Source organism: Flavobacterium lacustre (assembly GCF_027474525.2).
Lineage (GTDB): Bacteria > Bacteroidota > Bacteroidia > Flavobacteriales > Flavobacteriaceae > Flavobacterium > Flavobacterium lacustre.
Genome location: NZ_CP114882.2, coordinates 2,170,234 through 2,188,222, shown reverse-complemented (window position 1 = coordinate 2,188,222; position 17,989 = coordinate 2,170,234). Strand labels below are relative to the sequence as shown.

General features: G+C 35.1%; 18 protein-coding genes. 13 read left to right on the top strand and 5 right to left on the bottom strand.

Features of this window, described 5'->3' with window-relative positions:
- Nucleotides 1-5: 5 nt before the first annotated feature.
- From mnmL to O6P34_RS09500, 4 genes are all read left to right on the top strand, one after another.
- Complete coding sequence (mnmL, locus tag O6P34_RS09515) at nucleotides 6-968, top strand: tRNA modification radical SAM protein MnmL/YtqA (RefSeq protein WP_269684274.1); 963 nt, start codon at nucleotides 6-8, stop codon at nucleotides 966-968.
- A complete protein-coding gene (locus O6P34_RS09510; RefSeq protein WP_269684273.1) occupies nucleotides 965-1,339 on the top strand; it encodes an iron chaperone in 375 nt (124 codons plus the stop codon). The genes mnmL and O6P34_RS09510 overlap by 4 nt, the downstream gene beginning before the upstream one ends.
- A 206-nt stretch (nucleotides 1,340-1,545) precedes the next feature.
- The gene (locus O6P34_RS09505) at nucleotides 1,546-2,937 is read left to right on the top strand and encodes an AAA family ATPase (protein ID WP_269684272.1); all 1,392 of its coding nucleotides are present in this window, start codon (nucleotides 1,546-1,548) and stop codon (nucleotides 2,935-2,937) included.
- 2 nt (nucleotides 2,938-2,939) lie between these two features.
- Entirely contained in the window at nucleotides 2,940-3,797 is an 858-nt protein-coding gene (locus O6P34_RS09500) for a DUF4435 domain-containing protein (protein ID WP_269684271.1), read from the top strand.
- Between the two features lie 1,073 nt (nucleotides 3,798-4,870).
- Here the strand turns inward: O6P34_RS09500 and O6P34_RS09495 are convergent.
- A complete protein-coding gene (locus O6P34_RS09495; RefSeq protein WP_269684269.1) occupies nucleotides 4,871-5,911 on the bottom strand; it encodes an RluA family pseudouridine synthase in 1,041 nt (346 codons plus the stop codon).
- Entirely contained in the window at nucleotides 5,901-6,527 is a 627-nt protein-coding gene (locus O6P34_RS09490) for a PASTA domain-containing protein (protein ID WP_269684268.1), read from the bottom strand. Before O6P34_RS09490 ends, O6P34_RS09495 begins: the two co-directional genes overlap by 11 nt.
- A 221-nt stretch (nucleotides 6,528-6,748) precedes the next feature.
- On the opposite strand from O6P34_RS09490, the gene O6P34_RS09485 reads away from it, so the two are divergent.
- From O6P34_RS09485 to O6P34_RS09475, 3 genes are all read left to right on the top strand, one after another.
- The gene (locus tag O6P34_RS09485; protein WP_269684267.1) at nucleotides 6,749-7,720 is read left to right on the top strand and encodes a D-alanine--D-alanine ligase; all 972 of its coding nucleotides are present in this window, start codon (nucleotides 6,749-6,751) and stop codon (nucleotides 7,718-7,720) included.
- Between the two features lie 10 nt (nucleotides 7,721-7,730).
- On the top strand, nucleotides 7,731-8,186 hold the full coding sequence (gene coaD, locus O6P34_RS09480) for a pantetheine-phosphate adenylyltransferase (protein ID WP_269684266.1): 456 nt from the start codon (nucleotides 7,731-7,733) through the stop codon (nucleotides 8,184-8,186).
- Nucleotides 8,187-8,279: 93 nt separating this feature from the next.
- On the top strand, nucleotides 8,280-8,858 hold the full coding sequence (locus O6P34_RS09475; protein ID WP_269684265.1) for a PhnA domain-containing protein: 579 nt from the start codon (nucleotides 8,280-8,282) through the stop codon (nucleotides 8,856-8,858).
- A gap of 258 nt (nucleotides 8,859-9,116) precedes the next feature.
- On the opposite strand, the gene O6P34_RS09470 is transcribed toward O6P34_RS09475, so the two are convergent.
- Nucleotides 9,117-10,463, bottom strand: a complete 1,347-nt coding sequence (locus tag O6P34_RS09470; RefSeq protein ID WP_269684264.1) for a DEAD/DEAH box helicase — start codon at nucleotides 10,461-10,463, stop codon at nucleotides 9,117-9,119.
- 147 nt (nucleotides 10,464-10,610) lie between these two features.
- Here O6P34_RS09470 and O6P34_RS09465 point away from each other — a divergent pair, with 147 nt between their 5' ends.
- Nucleotides 10,611-12,341 (top strand): M14 family metallopeptidase, encoded by a 1,731-nt coding sequence (locus O6P34_RS09465; protein WP_269684263.1) that lies wholly within the window; start codon nucleotides 10,611-10,613, stop codon nucleotides 12,339-12,341.
- A 10-nt stretch (nucleotides 12,342-12,351) separates the two neighbouring features.
- On the opposite strand, the gene O6P34_RS09460 is transcribed toward O6P34_RS09465, so the two are convergent.
- Nucleotides 12,352-12,954 (bottom strand): NUDIX hydrolase, encoded by a 603-nt coding sequence (locus tag O6P34_RS09460; RefSeq protein ID WP_269684262.1) that lies wholly within the window; start codon nucleotides 12,952-12,954, stop codon nucleotides 12,352-12,354.
- Between the two features lie 7 nt (nucleotides 12,955-12,961).
- On the opposite strand from O6P34_RS09460, the gene pyrE reads away from it, so the two are divergent.
- Together pyrE and O6P34_RS09450 are read left to right on the top strand one after the other, a co-directional pair.
- Nucleotides 12,962-13,603, top strand: coding sequence for an orotate phosphoribosyltransferase (pyrE, locus tag O6P34_RS09455; protein ID WP_269684261.1), 642 nt, complete (start codon nucleotides 12,962-12,964; stop codon nucleotides 13,601-13,603).
- Between the two features lie 75 nt (nucleotides 13,604-13,678).
- Nucleotides 13,679-14,071 (top strand): SRPBCC family protein, encoded by a 393-nt coding sequence (locus tag O6P34_RS09450; RefSeq protein WP_269684260.1) that lies wholly within the window; start codon nucleotides 13,679-13,681, stop codon nucleotides 14,069-14,071.
- Nucleotides 14,072-14,133: 62 nt separating this feature from the next.
- Here O6P34_RS09450 and O6P34_RS09445 read toward each other — a convergent pair whose 3' ends face one another.
- On the bottom strand, nucleotides 14,134-14,862 hold the full coding sequence (locus tag O6P34_RS09445; protein WP_269684259.1) for a biotin--[acetyl-CoA-carboxylase] ligase: 729 nt from the start codon (nucleotides 14,860-14,862) through the stop codon (nucleotides 14,134-14,136).
- Nucleotides 14,863-14,957: 95 nt separating this feature from the next.
- Between O6P34_RS09445 and rsfS the strand changes: the two genes are divergently transcribed.
- The 3 genes from rsfS (at nucleotide 14,958) to O6P34_RS09430 (ending at nucleotide 17,988) form a co-directional block, all read left to right on the top strand.
- Nucleotides 14,958-15,329, top strand: coding sequence for a ribosome silencing factor (gene rsfS, locus O6P34_RS09440; protein WP_269684258.1), 372 nt, complete (start codon nucleotides 14,958-14,960; stop codon nucleotides 15,327-15,329).
- Nucleotides 15,330-15,344: 15 nt separating this feature from the next.
- On the top strand, nucleotides 15,345-17,270 hold the full coding sequence (ftsH, locus tag O6P34_RS09435; RefSeq protein WP_269684257.1) for an ATP-dependent zinc metalloprotease FtsH: 1,926 nt from the start codon (nucleotides 15,345-15,347) through the stop codon (nucleotides 17,268-17,270).
- Between the two features lie 115 nt (nucleotides 17,271-17,385).
- Nucleotides 17,386-17,988, top strand: a complete 603-nt coding sequence (locus O6P34_RS09430) for a lactate utilization protein B/C (RefSeq protein WP_269684256.1) — start codon at nucleotides 17,386-17,388, stop codon at nucleotides 17,986-17,988.
- Nucleotide 17,989: the final 1 nt, after the last annotated feature.

Here is a 17,989-nt window from a genome sequence, read left to right as displayed (position 1 = left end):
GAGACATGAGCACAACACCCCCACCCAGCACCAAAGGATACAACAATTACGGCACACACTTGCGTGAAAAATACAACGGACAACGCGTCTATAAAGTAATTGTTGATGGCGGATTTTCCTGCCCCAACAGAGACGGAAGCAAAGGATACGGCGGTTGCACCTATTGCAATGTCGATTCCTATACCCCCGAAATTTCCAGAACCGCAACAACCATGCAAGCCCAGATTAAAGACGGAATGCAACGCGCCAAAAACCACTACAAAGCCGAAAAATACATTGTCTATTTTCAGCCCAATACCAATACTTATGCGCCTGTTTCGTACTTAAAAACAATGTACGACCAAGCCTTATCCATCAATACCCAAGACGTTGTCGGGTTCGCTGTGGGAACACGTCCGGATTGCATCGATGCCGAAAAAGTAGCCTTGCTCGAAAGCTATTGCAATCGCTTTGACGTAGACCTGGAAATGGGAATGGAATCCATTTATGACGAAACCCTCGAGCAAATCAACCGAGGATGCAGCCATGCCGAATTTGTCGCCGCAGTTCAATTGCTGCAAGACAGCCCCATCGATTTGTGCGTCCATACCATTTTTGGCTTCCCCTGGGAAACACACGAAATGATGCTGGACTACATTCACGAAATCAACCGTTTTCCCCAAATCAAATTCGTGAAATTCCACCACCTGCACATCGTCGAAGGCTCAATCATGGGAGTCAAATACAAGAAAAACCCGTTCAAACTCTTCACTTTAGAAGAATACACTAATTTGCTTTGCGAAATAATCCCGCTCCTGCGTCCCGATATCGTCATTCAGCGCTTGTTTGGAATATCCGATTGGAACCTGCTCATAGCACCCAATTGGGGGTTGACCAAATCCAACATTCAAGCCTATATCGAGAAAGAAATAGAACGCCGCGAAATCATTCAGGGATCCCTTTATAAAGAAGTAAAGCTCGAAGTATGAAAAAAGAAACAACCAAAAACAATAGCGAAGCCGTAAACCAATACCTCGCACAACTGCCCGAAGACCAAAGAGCAGCACTCGAAAAACTACGTCAAACCATCAAAAAACTAGTTCCCGAAGTCGAGGAATTCATCAGTTACAAAATGCCAGCCTACCGCTATCACGGCATGTTATGTGGTTTTGCCGCTTTCAAAAAACACTGCAGCTACTTCCCTTGGGATTCTAAAACCGTCGAAGACTTCAAAACCGAGTTAAAAGACTTCAAAACATCAGCAGGCACCATACAATTCACCCCCGAAAAGCCAATTCCCGACACTTTACTAAAAAAAATACTACAGGCTCGGGTCAAAGCCAACACCAACAAACACTAAGGCTTCGGTCTTTTTTTTTGATTTACAAATACTTATAATTTAAAAATAATAAGCATATAGTTAAAAATAATATTGTAGTGTAAGAAAAGGTTTGTACTTTCGTTTTTCAACTTAAAAGTATTTGTTTTACAAAAATACTGTCCGTTTTAAAGTGGATTGAAGTAAATTATGAATATGAAGTTAGAAGTAATATTAAAAAAATAGAAATGTATATAGAAAAAATTTCAATAAAAAAACTCTATGGTTTTATTGACAAAGAAATTGAATTCAACAACAAAATATCAATTTTAGTTGGAATAAATGGTTCTGGAAAAACAAGCGTTCTTAATATTATTAATTGGCTACTAAAACCAAATTTATCCGAGTTGTGCCTAATTGAATTCGAAAAAATTTCTCTTCATTTTAAATTTAAAGAAGATAAATACATACTAATATGTAATCAAAATAAGGTAGAAATAACCGTTGATTTAGAAAATATTACAAAAGCTAAAAAATACAATCAAATCCAAGCTACATTTAAAATTCACCCGAATAAACTAACAAAGAATGAACTACTAAAAGAATCTATGCAAGGAGCGTATGAAAATTTAGGACCAGAAGATCATGAAAAAGAAACTTGGTCTTTTTTATTTAATAATATACCTAAACCAATTGTCATAGGATTAGACAGAAATCTATTTACAGAGGAGGGAGAAGAGATTAGAATTCAATCTGAATACAATACAATCGAAAATAAGCGAACAACTCGAAGAAATAAATCTAATAATTTTTCTCCGCTAGAGAAAGTAAAATCATTATTAAGCACAGAACATAATATTTACAGAAATAATGTTTTAGAGCTATATAGCTCTTTAAATGAAAAGATTATGCTTTCAGCTTTTGACAAAATATTTACAAAAACTAATATTAAATCATTATTAAAAGAGCCAAAACCATCTGTAAATACAATTGAAATTTTAAAAGAACAGGTTGTAAATTTTTTGAGAGAGAATCAAAATTTAAAATACAAAAAAGGAAAAAATATTGAATTTTCAATTAAAAAAATAAATAATTATTTTGACACTTTAAAATTAATTCTGAAAGAATCTCAAAATAACGATAACGAATATGATTTACTTTATATTACTAATATAAGCCAGTTTAAAAAAATTAATGATCTCATTATAGAATTTAAAAAATTTGAAAACGATACTCAACAAGTATATTTTCCATTAAAAGAATTTTTAGATACATTAAATAATTTCTTCATAGATTCTGCAAAGCAACTTTATTTTGATAAAGAAAATTCAGAAGTAAAGTTTAATATTTTGAATAGAGATGGAAAAAAGATTGATGACAATAGAGACATTAAAAATTTATCTTCAGGAGAAAAACAGATATTAATTTTACTAACATATATTAAATATAATAGAAACCTAAACGTATTTATTATTGACGAACCAGAATTATCTCTACATCCAAAATGGCAAGGAGAGTTTCTTGATGCAGTAGAAAAATTAATGCCAAATGAATCACAATTAATTATTGCGACACATTCACCAGAAGTAATTGGAGACAAAGAAGAGTTTTGTACAGTTTTATTACCTTATAATAATTAAATATGATAAGCATTGAAGAAAGTTTCCCTAAAAAAAGAGAGAATTATTTAAAGGGACAAGATGTAGTTTGGTCTCAATTTAATGAAATAAATTTCTACGTTGAAGATCTGTATCAAGAAAATTTCTATCTACAAATTCTAAAAAAATTATTCCCAAGTATTAAGATAAGTAAAATTTTTCCGCTTGGTGGAAAAGAGCCCGTTATAAAAAAAGCAAAGAAATCATTAAATAACAATAAAAAAGTTTTTATTCTAGATTTAGATTTTGATGAAGTTTTAAATAAGAAGGAAGTTTATGAAAATATTTTCTATTTAGAAAAATATAGTATAGAAAATTATTTAGTTGAAAAAAACGCAATAATTGAGTTCGTAAAAGAAGAAAACACTAAAATAAAAACTTCAGAAGTGAACCGAAAATTTGTTTTAAAACAGTTTTATAGAGAATGCCATAATATTTTAAGTGAACTTTCTAGCAACTTATTATTAATTAATAAATATGAATTAGGTATAAAATATTTAAAAATAGAATCTTATAGAGATTGCAATTTAGATCCATTATGTTTAAAACCCTCGTTTGTTATTCCATTTTATAAAAAAATAGAAATAGAATTAAAAAAGAAAAAACCAAGATTAAAATATTCAACCCAAATAAAAAAACTAAAAATTCATTTTAAGGATATTTATAATGGTTTGATTTACATTCCCGGAAAATATATTTTAAATATATTAAATTTCAAACTAAAAAAAATTTTTAAATTTTCACAAAGTAATCTATCCACATTTGTTTACAGGTTAGCTAAAAATTGTGAATTTAAAGAATTGGAATATTTAAAAATTTCAATTAACGAATACACAAAGTAAAAGTGATTTATAATAATACACATTTGAAGTAAAGTTTCCGATTACACAGATATACACAATCGTTCAAGTAAAACTCCATTCTATACTCAAAAAACAAGTCCAGAAAACACCAGTCAGAAAAGCGATACCCATAAAAAAGGTATCGCTTTTTTTATAGCTAAAGAAGAATTAAAAAGGAAAGGGGCAGCTAAATTTAGTTCCCCGCTCCAACCACCAAATACTAAAAACCACGTAAAAAATCCGTTTTTTAATCCGTCAAATCGGTGTCATCCGTGGCCAATCGGAACAATGCTCCGGCAATACCATAATAAGTAAAAGCCACACTTTTTTAAGATTCTTGTGCCTGCAGTTGCGATTCTCGGGGCTGTAGTTACGATTCTCCTACCTGCAGTTAAGATTCTCGGGGCTGCAGTTGCGATTCTCCTACCTGTAGATACTCGTATGCATTCCGCGATTCTCGTATGCATTTCACGATACTCGTATGCATTTCACGATATTCGTATGCATTTCGCGATTCTCGTATGCATTTCGCGATTCTCGTATGCATTTCACGATACTCGTATGCATTTCACGATATTCGTATGCATTTCACGATACTCGTATGCATTTCACGATTCTCCTATGCATTTCGCGATACTCCTATGCGCATTTAGGATATTGCAATGCGCATTCGCGATTCTCCTATGCGCATTTAGGATATTGCCATGCACATTCACGATATTCCTATGCACATTCACGATTCTCCTATGCGCATTTAGGATATTGCCATGCACATTCACGATATTGCCATGCACATTCACGATATTGCCATGCACATTCACGATTCTCCTATGCGCATTTAGGATATTGCCATGCACATTCACGATATTGCCATGCGCATTCACGATTCTCCTATGCGCATTTAGGATATTGGCATGCACATTCACGATACTCGGATGCACATTCACGATTCTCGTATGCATTTTTAGAATCCCCCACAAAAAAAGCCCCAAACAAGGGGCTTTCATTATAGCAGTGACCAACAATACAACTACAAAACAAGTAGGCATCAGTGGCAAGTATTCAGCAAACTGTTATTCCTCTTCGTCCGTATGATGCGACTTCGAGTAATTGCGCCATTTTTCGATACAATCCTTAAAATCATCCGGAAGTTCCGTATCAAAACGCATCATCTCACCCGTAACCGGATGAATAAATCCTAATGTTTTAGCATGCAAAGCCTGTCTTGGCAACGCTTTAAAACAATTATCAATAAACTGCTTGTATTTGGTAAACGTAGTCCCTTTCAAAATCAAATGACCTCCGTAACGCTCATCATTAAACAACGGATGCCCAATGTGTTTCATGTGCGCTCTAATCTGATGGGTTCTTCCCGTTTCCAGTTGACACGAAATCAAAGTCACATACCCAAAACGCTCCAACACCTTATAGTGCGTCACAGCAGGTTTCCCAATTTCGGGATCCGCAAAAACCGCCATTTGCATACGGTCTTTCAAGTGTCTGGCTAAGTTGCCCTCTATCGTTCCTTCCTCTTCTGCCACATTACCCCAAACCAGCGCAATGTATTCCCGTTCCGAAGTTTTCGCCTCAAACTGCTTGGCAAGATGCGTCATCGCAGCCTCCGTTTTCGCAATCACTAACAATCCCGAAGTATCCTTATCAATTCGATGCACCAATCCCGGGCGCTCGCTGCTGTTCATGGGTAAATTATCAAAATGATACGCCAAAGCATGTACCAGCGTTCCCATATAATTCCCGTGACCGGGATGCACAACCATACCGGGTTCCTTATTAATCAACAACAAAGCGTCGTCTTCATACACAATATTCAACGGAATATCTTCCGCAATAATATGGTTTTCATAAGGAGGGTGGGAAAGCATTACACGAACCACATCAAAGGCTTTTACTTTATAATTCGACTTTACAATCGCATCATTCACAAAAATATTCCCTTCCGTAGCCGCATTCTGAATCTTATTCCGAGTCGCATTTTGTATCAGACTCATCAAATATTTATCAATCCGCAAAGGCGCCTGACCCTTTGGAACTTCAAACCTGAAATGTTCAAATAATTCTTCTTCTAAATCTAATGGTTCTATATTATTGTTCATTTACTGGTATTTCTTCTTCTGTTGGAGCTACCGTCATAGTATCGACTTGGGTTTGCTCTTCATAACTCACTTTTCCATCGCCCAAAACCAAATCAATCTTAGATGATTTCAGTACTCTGTCGCCTACTTTTAGGTTTCGGCCTTTGTAACGCATTTCCAGCACCATATCTTTTCCAAGATTGGGCACATACGTAATCGTTCCTTCTTCAAGTCCCAACGCTTTAAGGGTTGGCACCGCTTCACGATATGTTTTTTCAATCAAATCAGGAATTCGCACAGACGAAAACCCCGATGAATTAATTTTTATATATACTTTTCTGCCTACTTTCACTTTCGTACCCGGCAAAGGATCTTGCTCCACAACCGTAAACTTAGGGTAATCCCCTCTAAAATCAACACTGTCCAGCAATTCATAGTCCAAGTCCAGCTCATCCAGCTTCTCCTCTACTTGTTCCTCCGTTAATTTACTCAAATTCGGAACCGCAATTTCATGCCCGTGATCCGTTGTAAACGTCAACCAATGCATAAACAAATAACCCAAAACAGCAATAATAGCAAGAGCAATCAACAATTGTCCAAAAAATACACGGCTGGTAAGATACTTACGTAAACTCATAAATTTATTTTTATATGTCGCAAAGATAAAGCTATTTCATTTCAAAAAAAATGATAATTTTGTTTAATGCTTTTTGAAGCTGTTTCCCGCTATTCGTTACAATCTTTTTACCAGCCGAAAAAGCTGATAAAAAGGATTTCCATTACTATCGGGGCTAAAAAACAAACCAAAACCTAACACCAACACCTAAAACCCAATACCTAACACCCAATACCTAAAAAATGAAAAACATTGCCATCATCATGGGCGGATATTCCAGCGAATATAAAATCTCACTTATCAGCGGAAACGTCGTATACCAATTTCTGGACAAAACAAAATACAACGGATTTAGAATTCATATTTTCAAAGAAAAATGGGTCTATGTAGATGCCAGTGACAAAGAATTCCCAATCGATAAAAATGATTTTTCAGTAACTGTTGAGGGTAACAAAATCAGTTTCGACTGTGTGTTCAACGCCATACACGGAACTCCCGGCGAAGACGGACTCATGCAAGCCTATTTCGAATTGCTGAATATCCCGCAAACCGCCTGCGACTATTACCAAGCCGCATTAACATTCAACAAACGCGATTTACTTTCGGTACTTAAACCCTACGGAATCAAAACCGCCACTTCCTATTACTTAAACAAAGGAGACTTAATAAATACTGATGAAATTGTTGCCAAAGTAGGATTGCCTTGTTTTGTAAAACCCAATAAAGCAGGTTCGAGCTTCGGAATTTCAAAAGTAAAAACCGCTGCCGAATTGCCAATCGCCATTGAAGTGGCTTACCAAGAAGACAACGAAATCATCATAGAAAGTTTCCTTGACGGCACCGAAGTTTCTGTAGGAGTTATCAATTACAAAGGAACCGTAACCGTTTTACCAATAACCGAAATAGTTTCCGAAAATGATTTCTTTGATTACGAAGCTAAATATTTAGGCAAATCACAGGAAATAACACCTGCGAGAATCTCAGATGAAATGACTCAAAAAGTAAGCGAAATAGCCAAACGCGCTTACGAAGTCTTAAAGATGAAAGGCTTCTCCCGCAGCGAATTCATCATCGTTGACGGCGAACCTCACATGCTCGAAATGAACACCATTCCAGGATTAACCACCGAAAGTTTGATTCCGCAACAAGCCAAAGCAGCCGGAATTTCATTAGAGGATTTGTTTACCAATGCAATCGAATTGGCTTTAGCCTAAAAATATTAAAATGAGAAAAGCCATTTTTCCGGGTTCCTTTGACCCCATCACTTTAGGACATGAAGACATCATCAAAAGAGGCATTTCCCTGTTTGACGAAATAGTAATTGCCATCGGTGTCAATGCCGAAAAGAAATACATGTTTTCATTAGAAGAAAGAAAACGCTTCATCGAAGAAACATTCAAAGATGAACCCAAAATAAAAGTCATCACTTACGAAGGACTAACGATTGATTTATGCCATAAAATAGATGCAAACTTTATTCTGCGTGGCTTGCGCAATCCCGCCGACTTCGAATTCGAAAAAGCCATTGCACACACCAATCGCCGTTTGTCAAAAATAGAAACTGTCTTTTTATTAACAGCTGCGAGAACCTCTTACATCAGTTCCAGCATCGTGAGAGACGTCATCCGCAACCATGGCGAATATGAAATGTTAGTCCCCGAAGCCGTTAGAGTAAAATAATTCAAAATCAATTTTACCAAGCGAAGACAAACCAAAAAAGATAAATTTGTGAAAAGCGTGATTTAGCGTTACTTTCGCCAAAAAATAGAACTAATGAGTTTAGATAGAGAATTAAACAAACGAAGTGGCGGTCAATGTGAATTGTGTGCTGCTACCGAAAACCTAAAAGAATATATCGTTTTACCTACCAAAAAAGGCGGACTGGACGAAAGCATTTTTGCTTGCAGTACGTGTATTGACCAAATCGAGAATCCGGACAAAGTTGATTTGAACCACTGGAGATGTTTGAACGACAGCATGTGGAGCGAACAAACTCCGGTTCAAGTAGTCGCTTGGAGAATGTTAAGCCGTTTACGTGCAGCAGGATGGCCGCAAGAATTGTTAGACATGATGTATTTAGACGAAGACACTTTAACATGGGCGCAAGCAACCGGTGAAGGAGAAGATGATGAGAACAAAGTGATTCACCGCGACAGTAACGGCGTAATTTTAGAACACGGAGATTCAGTCGTTTTAATCAAAGATTTGAAAGTAAAAGGATCAAGCATGGTAGCCAAACAAGGTACTGCAGTGCGCAATATCAGACTAGACCACGAAAATGCCGAATACATCGAAGGAAAAGTAGATGGTCAACAAATTGTAATCATCACACAATACGTGAAGAAAATATAATTCTTTTTTTAGTGAAAAGTGAATCGTGAGTGGTGAGTGGTGAATAGTTCAGACGTACACTGACCTCCAAAAGAATCATTTTTAATATAAAAAATCGTTAGCAGTAAAGTTTTACTACTAACGATTTTTTTTATAAAACACCAGAAAAGGAATCAGTACTTTTTTCACCACTCACTTTTCACTTTTCACTCTTCACTTCTCACGATTCACTTTTCACTTTTCACCACTCACTTTTCACAATTCACTATTCACCACTACCTACTCCTCCTCTTTCTTAATCACCTTTCTGGCGACTTCAATTTTAAACTTTTTGCCTTTCATTTTTTCGTCTTTAATGGCATGCAGTAAATCTTTCACTTTATTGAATTTCACTGCGGCAAACGAGATAAAATCTTTCACTTCGATTAAACCTAAATCCCCTTTTTCGAGTTTTCCCTTTTGAGAAAAGAACCCGACAATATCAATTTTATTCAATTTGGTTTTCTTTCCGCCACTGATATAAATAGTCTGAAATTCGGGAGGTTTTGGCAATGTTGTAGCATGATCTACTTTTAGAACGCTCATTCCATAATCAATATACTCCATTTTTTTCTCGCTTTCGTGAGCAATGATATAAGCGGTTCCCGAAGCTAACATACGAGCAGTACGTCCGTTTCTATGGGTAAATTCATCTTCTTTCATTGGCAGATGATAATGAATAACGTGATTCATTTCCGGGATATCCAGTCCACGAGCCGCTAAATCGGTGGTAACTAAATAGCTCACACTTCCGTTTCGAAATTGAATTAAAGCGCGTTCTCTTTCATCCTGATCCATTCCGCCGTGATAGTAGGTCGAATAAATTCCTTTTTCGTTTAAAGTGTCACTAATACGTTCCGCAGCATCACGATGATTACAAAAAACGATAGCCGATTGTGATTTCAAGGAGCAAATCAAATTGAATAAACTGCCAATCTTGTCTTTTGCAGTCGAAACCACCATTTTCATAGCAAGATTCGTTTCTTCTTTATGCTCCGGAATAAAATCTAAAATGGTTGGATTCACCACTCGCGTGTATCTTGGAATCTCAATATCAGAAGTTGCCGAAACTAAAACCCGTTTATTCAATTTGGTTAGTTTCCCAATGATAAATGACATTTGCTCATGGAAACCCAATTGCAATGATTTATCAAATTCATCCAGAATCAACGTTTGAATTTTATCTACACGAAAAGTGCCTCTGTCAATATGATCTGCGATTCGTCCCGGAGTACCAATTAAAACAGCCGGTGGATTGCTTAAATTTTTGATTTCGGTATCAATAGAATGTCCGCCGTAACACACATTTACTTTATAATCCGTTCCCATTTTTTTCCAAACTTGCTCAATCTGCAATCCCAATTCACGTGATGGAACCAGAATTAAACATTGAACCGATAAAATTTCAGGTTGTAACATTTCTAAAACAGGTAATAAAAAAGCTAGTGTTTTTCCGGAACCCGTTGGTGAAAGCAATAAAACATTATTGTCATTTAAAATAGCGTCTTGCGCTACTTCCTGCATCTCATTCAGGCTTTCGATGCCTAAATTCAAAAGTATATTGTTGGAATGGTGTTTCTTATTCATTTTGCAAAGATAGTTCTTTGAATTACGAATTAGGAATTCCCAATTACGATTTTTTCATTTTTTAAACAGGCTACTACTTTTATCAAAATGCAAAAGCTATTCTTCTCGAAAAAAACTACATTTGAAATTCCATTTAAAAACCGAAATATGAGATTTTTCACATTCCTTTTTTTAGTATTCTCAATCCATTCCTTTGCACAAAAAGACACTAAATACGATACTTTTTTTGAAAAAGGCAACGGAAACCAATCGGCCAATTATCGAGAAACCATCAAATATTACCAACTCCTGGCTCATGATTTTGCCACAATCGAAATACAGGAAATGGGATTAACCGACAGTGGTGAACCGTTACATATAGTTATTTTCAACGCTGAAAAGGAATTTGATTTTGAAAAAATTAAGAAAACTAAAGCAGTCATTCTCATCAACAATGGCATACATGCAGGAGAACCTGACGGAATTGACGCAACTATGCAGTTGTATCGGGATTTAGCTTTAGGCAAAGTAAAAGCACCTAAAAACACCGTTATTGTTTGTATTCCGGTATACAATATCGGTGGCGCTCTAAACCGAAACTCAACTACAAGAGCCAATCAGGACGGACCGGAAGAATATGGCTTTCGTGGTAATGCCAGAAACTATGATTTGAATCGGGATTTCATTAAATCAGACACACGAAACACGAAGAGTTTTGTGGCAATTTTTCAAAAAATAAATGCTGATATTCTTATTGACAACCATGTAAGTAACGGCTCTGATTACCAATACAAACTGACGTATATTATGACCCAACACAACAAATTGGGTACCGTCTTGGGTGATTTTATGAACACGGAAATGATGCCTGAAATAGTCCATAATTTACAAAAAAAGAATATCGAAACCACTCCTTATGTCAACTCTTTTGAGGATACTCCCGACAAAGGTTTTGGTCAATTTTTTGACAGCCCAAGATTTGCGACCGGTTATACTTCCTTATTCAACACCATCGGATTTGTGGTAGAAACTCATATGCTCAAGAAATATGCAGAGCGCGTCAAAGTGACATACGAATACATGCGTTCCGCAATTGATTTTACCGATGCTAATTATCAAAAAATAAAACAACTGCGTTTAAAAAATGAGGAACAATACCAACCTCAAAAATCATACACCATCAAATGGGAAATAGATACTACAAAAACAACTACTTTTCCGTTTTTGGGCTATGAAGCCGGTTATAAAAAGAGCGAAGCAACTACGGGAAATCGATTGTTTTATGACCGGACAAATCCATTCAAAAAAGACATCCCTTATATCAAAGAATTCAAGTCGGCAAAAGAAATTATTATTCCAAACTACTATATAATTTCAAAAGGATTCTGGCCAGTTATTGAGCTGTTAAAAAGCAATAACATCATTTGTAATACCTTAAAAAAAGACACCCTGATTGAAGTGGAAAGCTATAAAATTGCAGATTTTAAAACAACTAATTCCGCTTACGAAGGACACTATTTACACCGCAATACTACCGTAACATCCAACCTACAAAAAGTGGCTTTCGCAAAAGGAGACTACATCATTTCAACGCAACAAAAAGGAGTAAAATATGTATTGGAAACATTAGAACCCGAAGCGGTAGATTCTTTTTTTAATTGGAATTTTTTCGACACAATGCTGCAACAAAAAGAAGGTTATTCTGATTATGTTTTTGAAGATACAGCTGCACAAATTTTAAAAGAAAACACAAATTTAAAAGCAGAATTCGAAACTAAAAAACAAACCGACATTTCGTTTAGCACCAATCCCGAAGCGCAATTAGACTGGATTTACAAGCATTCTGTTTACTATGAAAAGGCTCATTTACAATATCCAATCTATCGCATTTTGAAATAAAAAAAAGCTCCTATACTGGGAGCTTTTTATCTTCAAACAATAATTTTATATTCTCATAGGAATTTTTTAAGGCTTCCGGAATATCACTTGGTTTAATCCAGGCTACTTTCTCAATTCCTTCTTCCAATTGGCCTTGAGGCGTACCTTCAAAAGTAGATTGCATCTCAAACCAATGAGTAATTTTTAATTTATATTTTCCGTTGCGTTTAAAAACATGATAGGTTTTTTGAAGTTTATTGGTAATTGTCAACAAATCCACTCCTGTTTCCTCCTCTACTTCTCGCATGGCAGTAGCTTCAATTTCTTCTCCCTTTTCTATTCCGCCTTTGGGTAAATCCCACTTTCCGTTTCTAAAAATGAATAAAACCTCGCCTTTTTTATTATAAACCAAACCGCCTCCTGCTTTGCAAACCGGGATTTTTGCTTTCAAAGTTTTCATAATCTCCTTTTCATCGGGATGATAAAGACACGCTTTTTGAATTTTATTTTGAAATATTTTTACTATAACTTGTTTTATATCAATGCTTTCCAGCAAAAATATCTGAAAATCGGTCTCTTTAGAGATTTGATTTGTCAAAAAAAGTGGTTTGTCGTTAACAAAAACTTTATACATTTGTACTATGATTTTTAATAAAGATACAGCCGAAAAAACAGCCGAATTGCTTTTGCAAATAAATGCAATTAAATTGAATCCAAGAAATCCTTTTACATGGGCTTCTGGATGGAAATCGCCAATATATTGCGATAATAGATTAATCCTCTCATTTCCAGCTATAAGAAATTATGTCCGCGATGAGTTTGCCAAAAATATAGAAAAACAATTTGGCAAACCAGATGTTATCGCAGGAGTAGCTACCGGAGCAATAGGAATTGGGATGTTAGTAGCCGAAAGTTTAGGACTTCCGTTTGTGTATGTTCGCCCAGAACCTAAAAAACACGGAAGACAAAACCAAGTAGAAGGCTTCTTGCAAAAAGGACAAAACGTAGTCGTAGTAGAAGATTTAATCAGTACAGGGAACAGCAGTTTACTTGCCGTAGAAGCTTTAAGAGAAGCTGGAGCCAACATAAAAGGGATGGCTGCCATATTCACTTATGGTTTTGGTGTGGCCGAAGAAAACTTCAAAAATGCCCATATTGATTTGTTTACCTTAAGCAATTACCAGAATCTTTTGAACTTGGCTGTAGCCAAAAAATACATCACCGAGGAAGAAGAACAAACCTTGAGAGAATGGAGCGTAAGCCCATCGACTTGGGGGAAATAACAGCATATTACTTTCTGAATTTGAAAAGATCAGAATGAATAATCGCCATTTTATATTGCCATAAAAATAAAAAAGATGAACCTAGAAAGCCCAAAAGTTACTGTCGAAAAATCTGCACAAGAATTATTTGATTTATTGAGCGACGTAAAAAATTTCGAAAAATTAATGCCTGAAAATATTGCTAAATTTGAGGTTATTGGTGACGATGCTTTTATTTTTGGATTAAAAGGGATGCCTGAAATCAAATTGAAGATGAAAGAAAAAACAGCTCCAAACAAAATTGTCTTAGGTGCTGCAAGCGATAAACTTCCTTTTACTTTGGTGGCAAATATTGATAGCGTTTCTGCAAATTCAAGTGCCGTAAAATTAGATTTTGAAGGTGATTTTAACCCAATGATGGCCATGATGATAAAAGGCCCAATAAGTAAATTTATAGAAACTTTGGCTGTGAATATGACCAAATTATAGAACATAAAACCAAAATAATAAAGCGGTTTAAGATTTGTATTTTCAATCTTAAACCGCTTTTTTTAGTATAACATCTGAATTTCCTTTATATCAAACTCCGCAATACTGTCATCTTCTAAAAGGACTTGAAGTTTCCCAATGGTAGAAACACCTTGAATAATTCCCATAAAATTGATGTTGTTTTGATCTGAGAAAGGCATTGGAACTCCTTTTTTGAATAACCGATCTGTATAATGACTCCAAAACATTTCTGAAAATTGATTCCATTGCTGCAACTTCAATTCCAGATTCTTAATAATCATTTTTAAAAGTACACCTTTATCAAATGTGGTGTTCGCAATTACTGCCAAAGAAGAAGCTTTGGGCAAATTCTCAAAATTAGTTTGATTGACATTCAACCCTAAACCGACAATAGAAGTGATTGTATCTTCGCCTTTAATGCTATTTTCAATCAAAATCCCTCCGATTTTCTTATTATATGACATTATGTCGTTAGGCCATTTTATACTTAAATCAGGAATATTAATTGACTCCAGCGTCTCTATAACTGCAAGAGAAATGGCAATATTGAGCGTAAAAATCTGATTAATATCAAATAAAAAACCCTTAACCAAAACACTCATTATTAGATTTTTACCAGCTTCAGAACTCCATACAGAACCCATTTGCCCCTTTCCTTTGGTCTGGCTTTCGGCAGTTACAACAGTAAAGTTTTCGAGGTTTTGTTTGTTCGATAACCCTTTTAGAAACTCATTAGTAGAATCTATGGCATCGAGTTTGATTAGTTGCATATACGTTTTTTTGTGAAACAGAATTTAATATTATGTTAAGGTTCAAAAATAATCACAAAAAATGGTAACTTTACAAACTTATATAAAAATAATTCATGGCGAAAAAGACTATAAATAATGATGTGCTATTGGCAAATATCATCAAAGGAATCGAGGAAGTAAAAGGAAATGATATTGACATTCTGGATTTAAGAGAAATAGACACCGCTGTTTGCGACTATTTCGTCATCTGCAACGGAAATTCGAATACACAAGTTAACGCAATTGTTAACTCCATCCAAAAAACAGTTTCAAAAGAGTTAAAAGACAAGCCTTGGCATGTTGAAGGTACTGATAATGCCGAATGGGTATTAATGGACTATGTAAATATTGTGGTTCATGTGTTTCAAAAACACATTCGTGAATATTACAATATTGAAAGTCTTTGGGGTGATGCAAAAATTACTACAATTGAAAACAAATACTAAAGAAACACACTTGTAATGGCTAAAGATAATAATCCCAATTCGAATAAATTCAAAGTAAGCCCGTGGTTAATCTATACCGCAATACTATTGATATTCTTATTCATCAGTTTTGCCACAGGAGGAACCAGTTTACAGGAACCTGCGCAATTAACCTCTTCTAAATTTAATAATTATTTAGAAAAAGGTCAAATTGAAAAAGTCATTGTTTACAACAAAAATGAAGCTGAAGTATATTTGACTGCTGCTGCTTTGAAAGAAAAAATTCATTCAAAATTAGCTAAAGACGTTTTTGACAGACCTAACAAAGGCCCACATTACACTTTAGAAATTGGTAATGATCAAATCTTTCAAACTAAATTAGAGAAAGCTGTTGCAGAAGGAAAATTAAAAGATTTCAACTTCTTACAAAAAAACAATTGGTCAGACATTCTTATTAGCTTGTTGCCTATCATTATAATAATTGCTGTTTGGATATTTATCATGAGAAAAATGTCCGGCGGTGGCAGTGGCGGTGGCGGACAGATTTTTAATATCGGAAAATCGAAGGCTAAACTTTTTGACGAAAAAACAGATATTAAAACGACTTTCAAAGATGTAGCCGGTTTAGAAGGAGCAAAAGAAGAAATTCAAGAAATTGTTGAATTCTTGAAAAATCCTGAAAAATACACCAATCTTGGAGGAAAAATTCCCAAAGGAGCCCTACTTGTAGGACCTCCTGGAACCGGAAAAACCTTATTGGCAAAAGCCGTAGCCGGCGAAGCTCAAGTCCCTTTCTTCTCTTTATCAGGATCTGATTTTGTAGAAATGTTTGTAGGAGTTGGAGCCTCTCGTGTACGTGATTTGTTTAAACAAGCCAAAGAAAAATCACCTGCAATCATTTTTATTGATGAGATTGATGCTGTAGGTAGAGCAAGAGGAAAAAGCAATATGTCAGGCGGTAATGACGAACGTGAAAACACATTAAATCAATTACTGACAGAAATGGATGGTTTTGGTACTAATTCAAATGTAATTGTGTTGGCCGCTACAAACAGAGCTGATGTTCTTGACAAAGCGTTGATGCGTGCAGGTCGTTTTGACAGACAAATATTTGTTGACTTACCAGACATTAGAGAAAGAGCCGAAATCTTTAAAGTACATCTTGCTCCTTTGAAAAAAATTGAAGGATTAGATACCGACTTTTTAGCCAAACAAACACCTGGTTTTTCAGGAGCCGATATTGCAAATGTATGTAATGAAGCTGCTTTGATTGCTGCCCGAAATAATAAAACTGCTGTTGACAAACAAGATTTCCTTGATGCTGTTGATAGAATTGTAGGCGGTTTAGAAAAGAAAAATAAAATTGTTACTCCCGAAGAAAAGAAAGCAATAGCAATTCATGAAGCGGGACATGCAACAGTTAGTTGGATGTTAGAGCATGCTGCACCTTTAATTAAAGTAACTATTGTACCCAGAGGTCAAAGCCTTGGTGCTGCTTGGTACTTACCAGAAGAGCGTTTAATTGTTCGTCCGGATCAAATGTTGGACGAAATGTGCGCTACAATGGGAGGAAGAGCTGCTGAAAAAGTAACTTTTAACAGAATTTCAACTGGTGCTTTGAGTGATTTAGAAAAAGTAACCAAACAAGCTCGTGCTATGGTTACGATTTACGGATTGAACGACAAAATAGGAAATGTCACTTATTATGACTCTACTGGTCAAGGTGAATACAGTTTCTCAAAACCTTATTCTGAAGAAACTGCAAAAGTTATTGACGAAGAAATCTCGTTACTAATTGAAAGTCAATACCAAAGAGCAATTGAAATTCTTGAAGAAAATAAAGATAAATTAAATCAATTAGCCGATATACTAATTGAAAAAGAAGTAATCTTCAAAGATGATTTAGAAGCTATATTTGGAAAAAGAACTTTTGATAAAAATCTGGAAGAAGTAGTATCATAAAATAAGCCTACATAATTTAATTATTTTTAAAATCTTAATTCAAAAACTACTTTTGAATTAAGATTTTTTTATCTTTGAACGTTTTCAAATAACAAATTAAGTAGTTTATTAGCATATGAGTCTTTTTAGAAAATTTTTTGGTTCAAGTAATCCCGCTTCAGAAGAAGAAAAAGAAAGAGAATACAGCAAATCGTTTCCTGACGCTAATATGTCTATAGATGAACAATTCATCTATAATTTTAAGAAAAATGGAGGTAAATTTTTATACTGCGAAAATACTGATGAAGTAAAAGAACAATTTGAAAACATCTTAGAAGAAAATGATTGGTTTGAAAGCGAAGTCTTATGTTATGAAACTTCACTTTTTCAAATGCTAGATGAAAACAAACTTACTTATATTAAACCGGCAAACCCTAAATTTCTTCTTGCCAGTTGCGAAAATTTAATCGCTGAAGAAGGTGCCATTTTATTTTCTTCAAAACAAATTAAACAAAACAAACCTAACGAATTACCTACCAATATCATCATTCTAGCAAATACAAGTCAAATTCTTGCTGCGAAAAGTGATGGGCTTAGTGCTATAAAAAAGAAATACGAAAGAGATTACCCTACTAATATTACTACCATAAAATATTTCGAAAAAGCAAAAGAAGAAGACTTTACGCAATACGGAAGTTCTGCAAAAAATCTATATTTATTGCTTCTAGAGGATCTTTAAG

Coding starts and splice junctions, on each gene's coding strand:
- O6P34_RS09495 (WP_269684269.1), bottom strand. CDS start 5,911: ATGAACAATAATATAGAACCATTAGATTTAGAAGAAGAATTATTTGAA.
- mnmL (WP_269684274.1), top strand. CDS start 6: ATGAGCACAACACCCCCACCCAGCACCAAAGGATACAACAATTACGGC.
- O6P34_RS09475 (WP_269684265.1), top strand. CDS start 8,280: ATGAGTTTAGATAGAGAATTAAACAAACGAAGTGGCGGTCAATGTGAA.
- O6P34_RS09430 (WP_269684256.1), top strand. CDS start 17,386: ATGAGTCTTTTTAGAAAATTTTTTGGTTCAAGTAATCCCGCTTCAGAA.
- O6P34_RS09450 (WP_269684260.1), top strand. CDS start 13,679: ATGAACCTAGAAAGCCCAAAAGTTACTGTCGAAAAATCTGCACAAGAA.
- O6P34_RS09505 (WP_269684272.1), top strand. CDS start 1,546: ATGTATATAGAAAAAATTTCAATAAAAAAACTCTATGGTTTTATTGAC.
- O6P34_RS09500 (WP_269684271.1), top strand. CDS start 2,940: ATGATAAGCATTGAAGAAAGTTTCCCTAAAAAAAGAGAGAATTATTTA.
- O6P34_RS09490 (WP_269684268.1), bottom strand. CDS start 6,527: ATGAGTTTACGTAAGTATCTTACCAGCCGTGTATTTTTTGGACAATTG.
- O6P34_RS09510 (WP_269684273.1), top strand. CDS start 965: ATGAAAAAAGAAACAACCAAAAACAATAGCGAAGCCGTAAACCAATAC.
- O6P34_RS09460 (WP_269684262.1), bottom strand. CDS start 12,954: ATGTATAAAGTTTTTGTTAACGACAAACCACTTTTTTTGACAAATCAA.
- O6P34_RS09485 (WP_269684267.1), top strand. CDS start 6,749: ATGAAAAACATTGCCATCATCATGGGCGGATATTCCAGCGAATATAAA.
- pyrE (WP_269684261.1), top strand. CDS start 12,962: ATGATTTTTAATAAAGATACAGCCGAAAAAACAGCCGAATTGCTTTTG.
- coaD (WP_269684266.1), top strand. CDS start 7,731: ATGAGAAAAGCCATTTTTCCGGGTTCCTTTGACCCCATCACTTTAGGA.
- rsfS (WP_269684258.1), top strand. CDS start 14,958: ATGGCGAAAAAGACTATAAATAATGATGTGCTATTGGCAAATATCATC.
- O6P34_RS09465 (WP_269684263.1), top strand. CDS start 10,611: ATGAGATTTTTCACATTCCTTTTTTTAGTATTCTCAATCCATTCCTTT.
- ftsH (WP_269684257.1), top strand. CDS start 15,345: ATGGCTAAAGATAATAATCCCAATTCGAATAAATTCAAAGTAAGCCCG.
- O6P34_RS09470 (WP_269684264.1), bottom strand. CDS start 10,463: ATGAATAAGAAACACCATTCCAACAATATACTTTTGAATTTAGGCATC.
- O6P34_RS09445 (WP_269684259.1), bottom strand. CDS start 14,862: ATGCAACTAATCAAACTCGATGCCATAGATTCTACTAATGAGTTTCTA.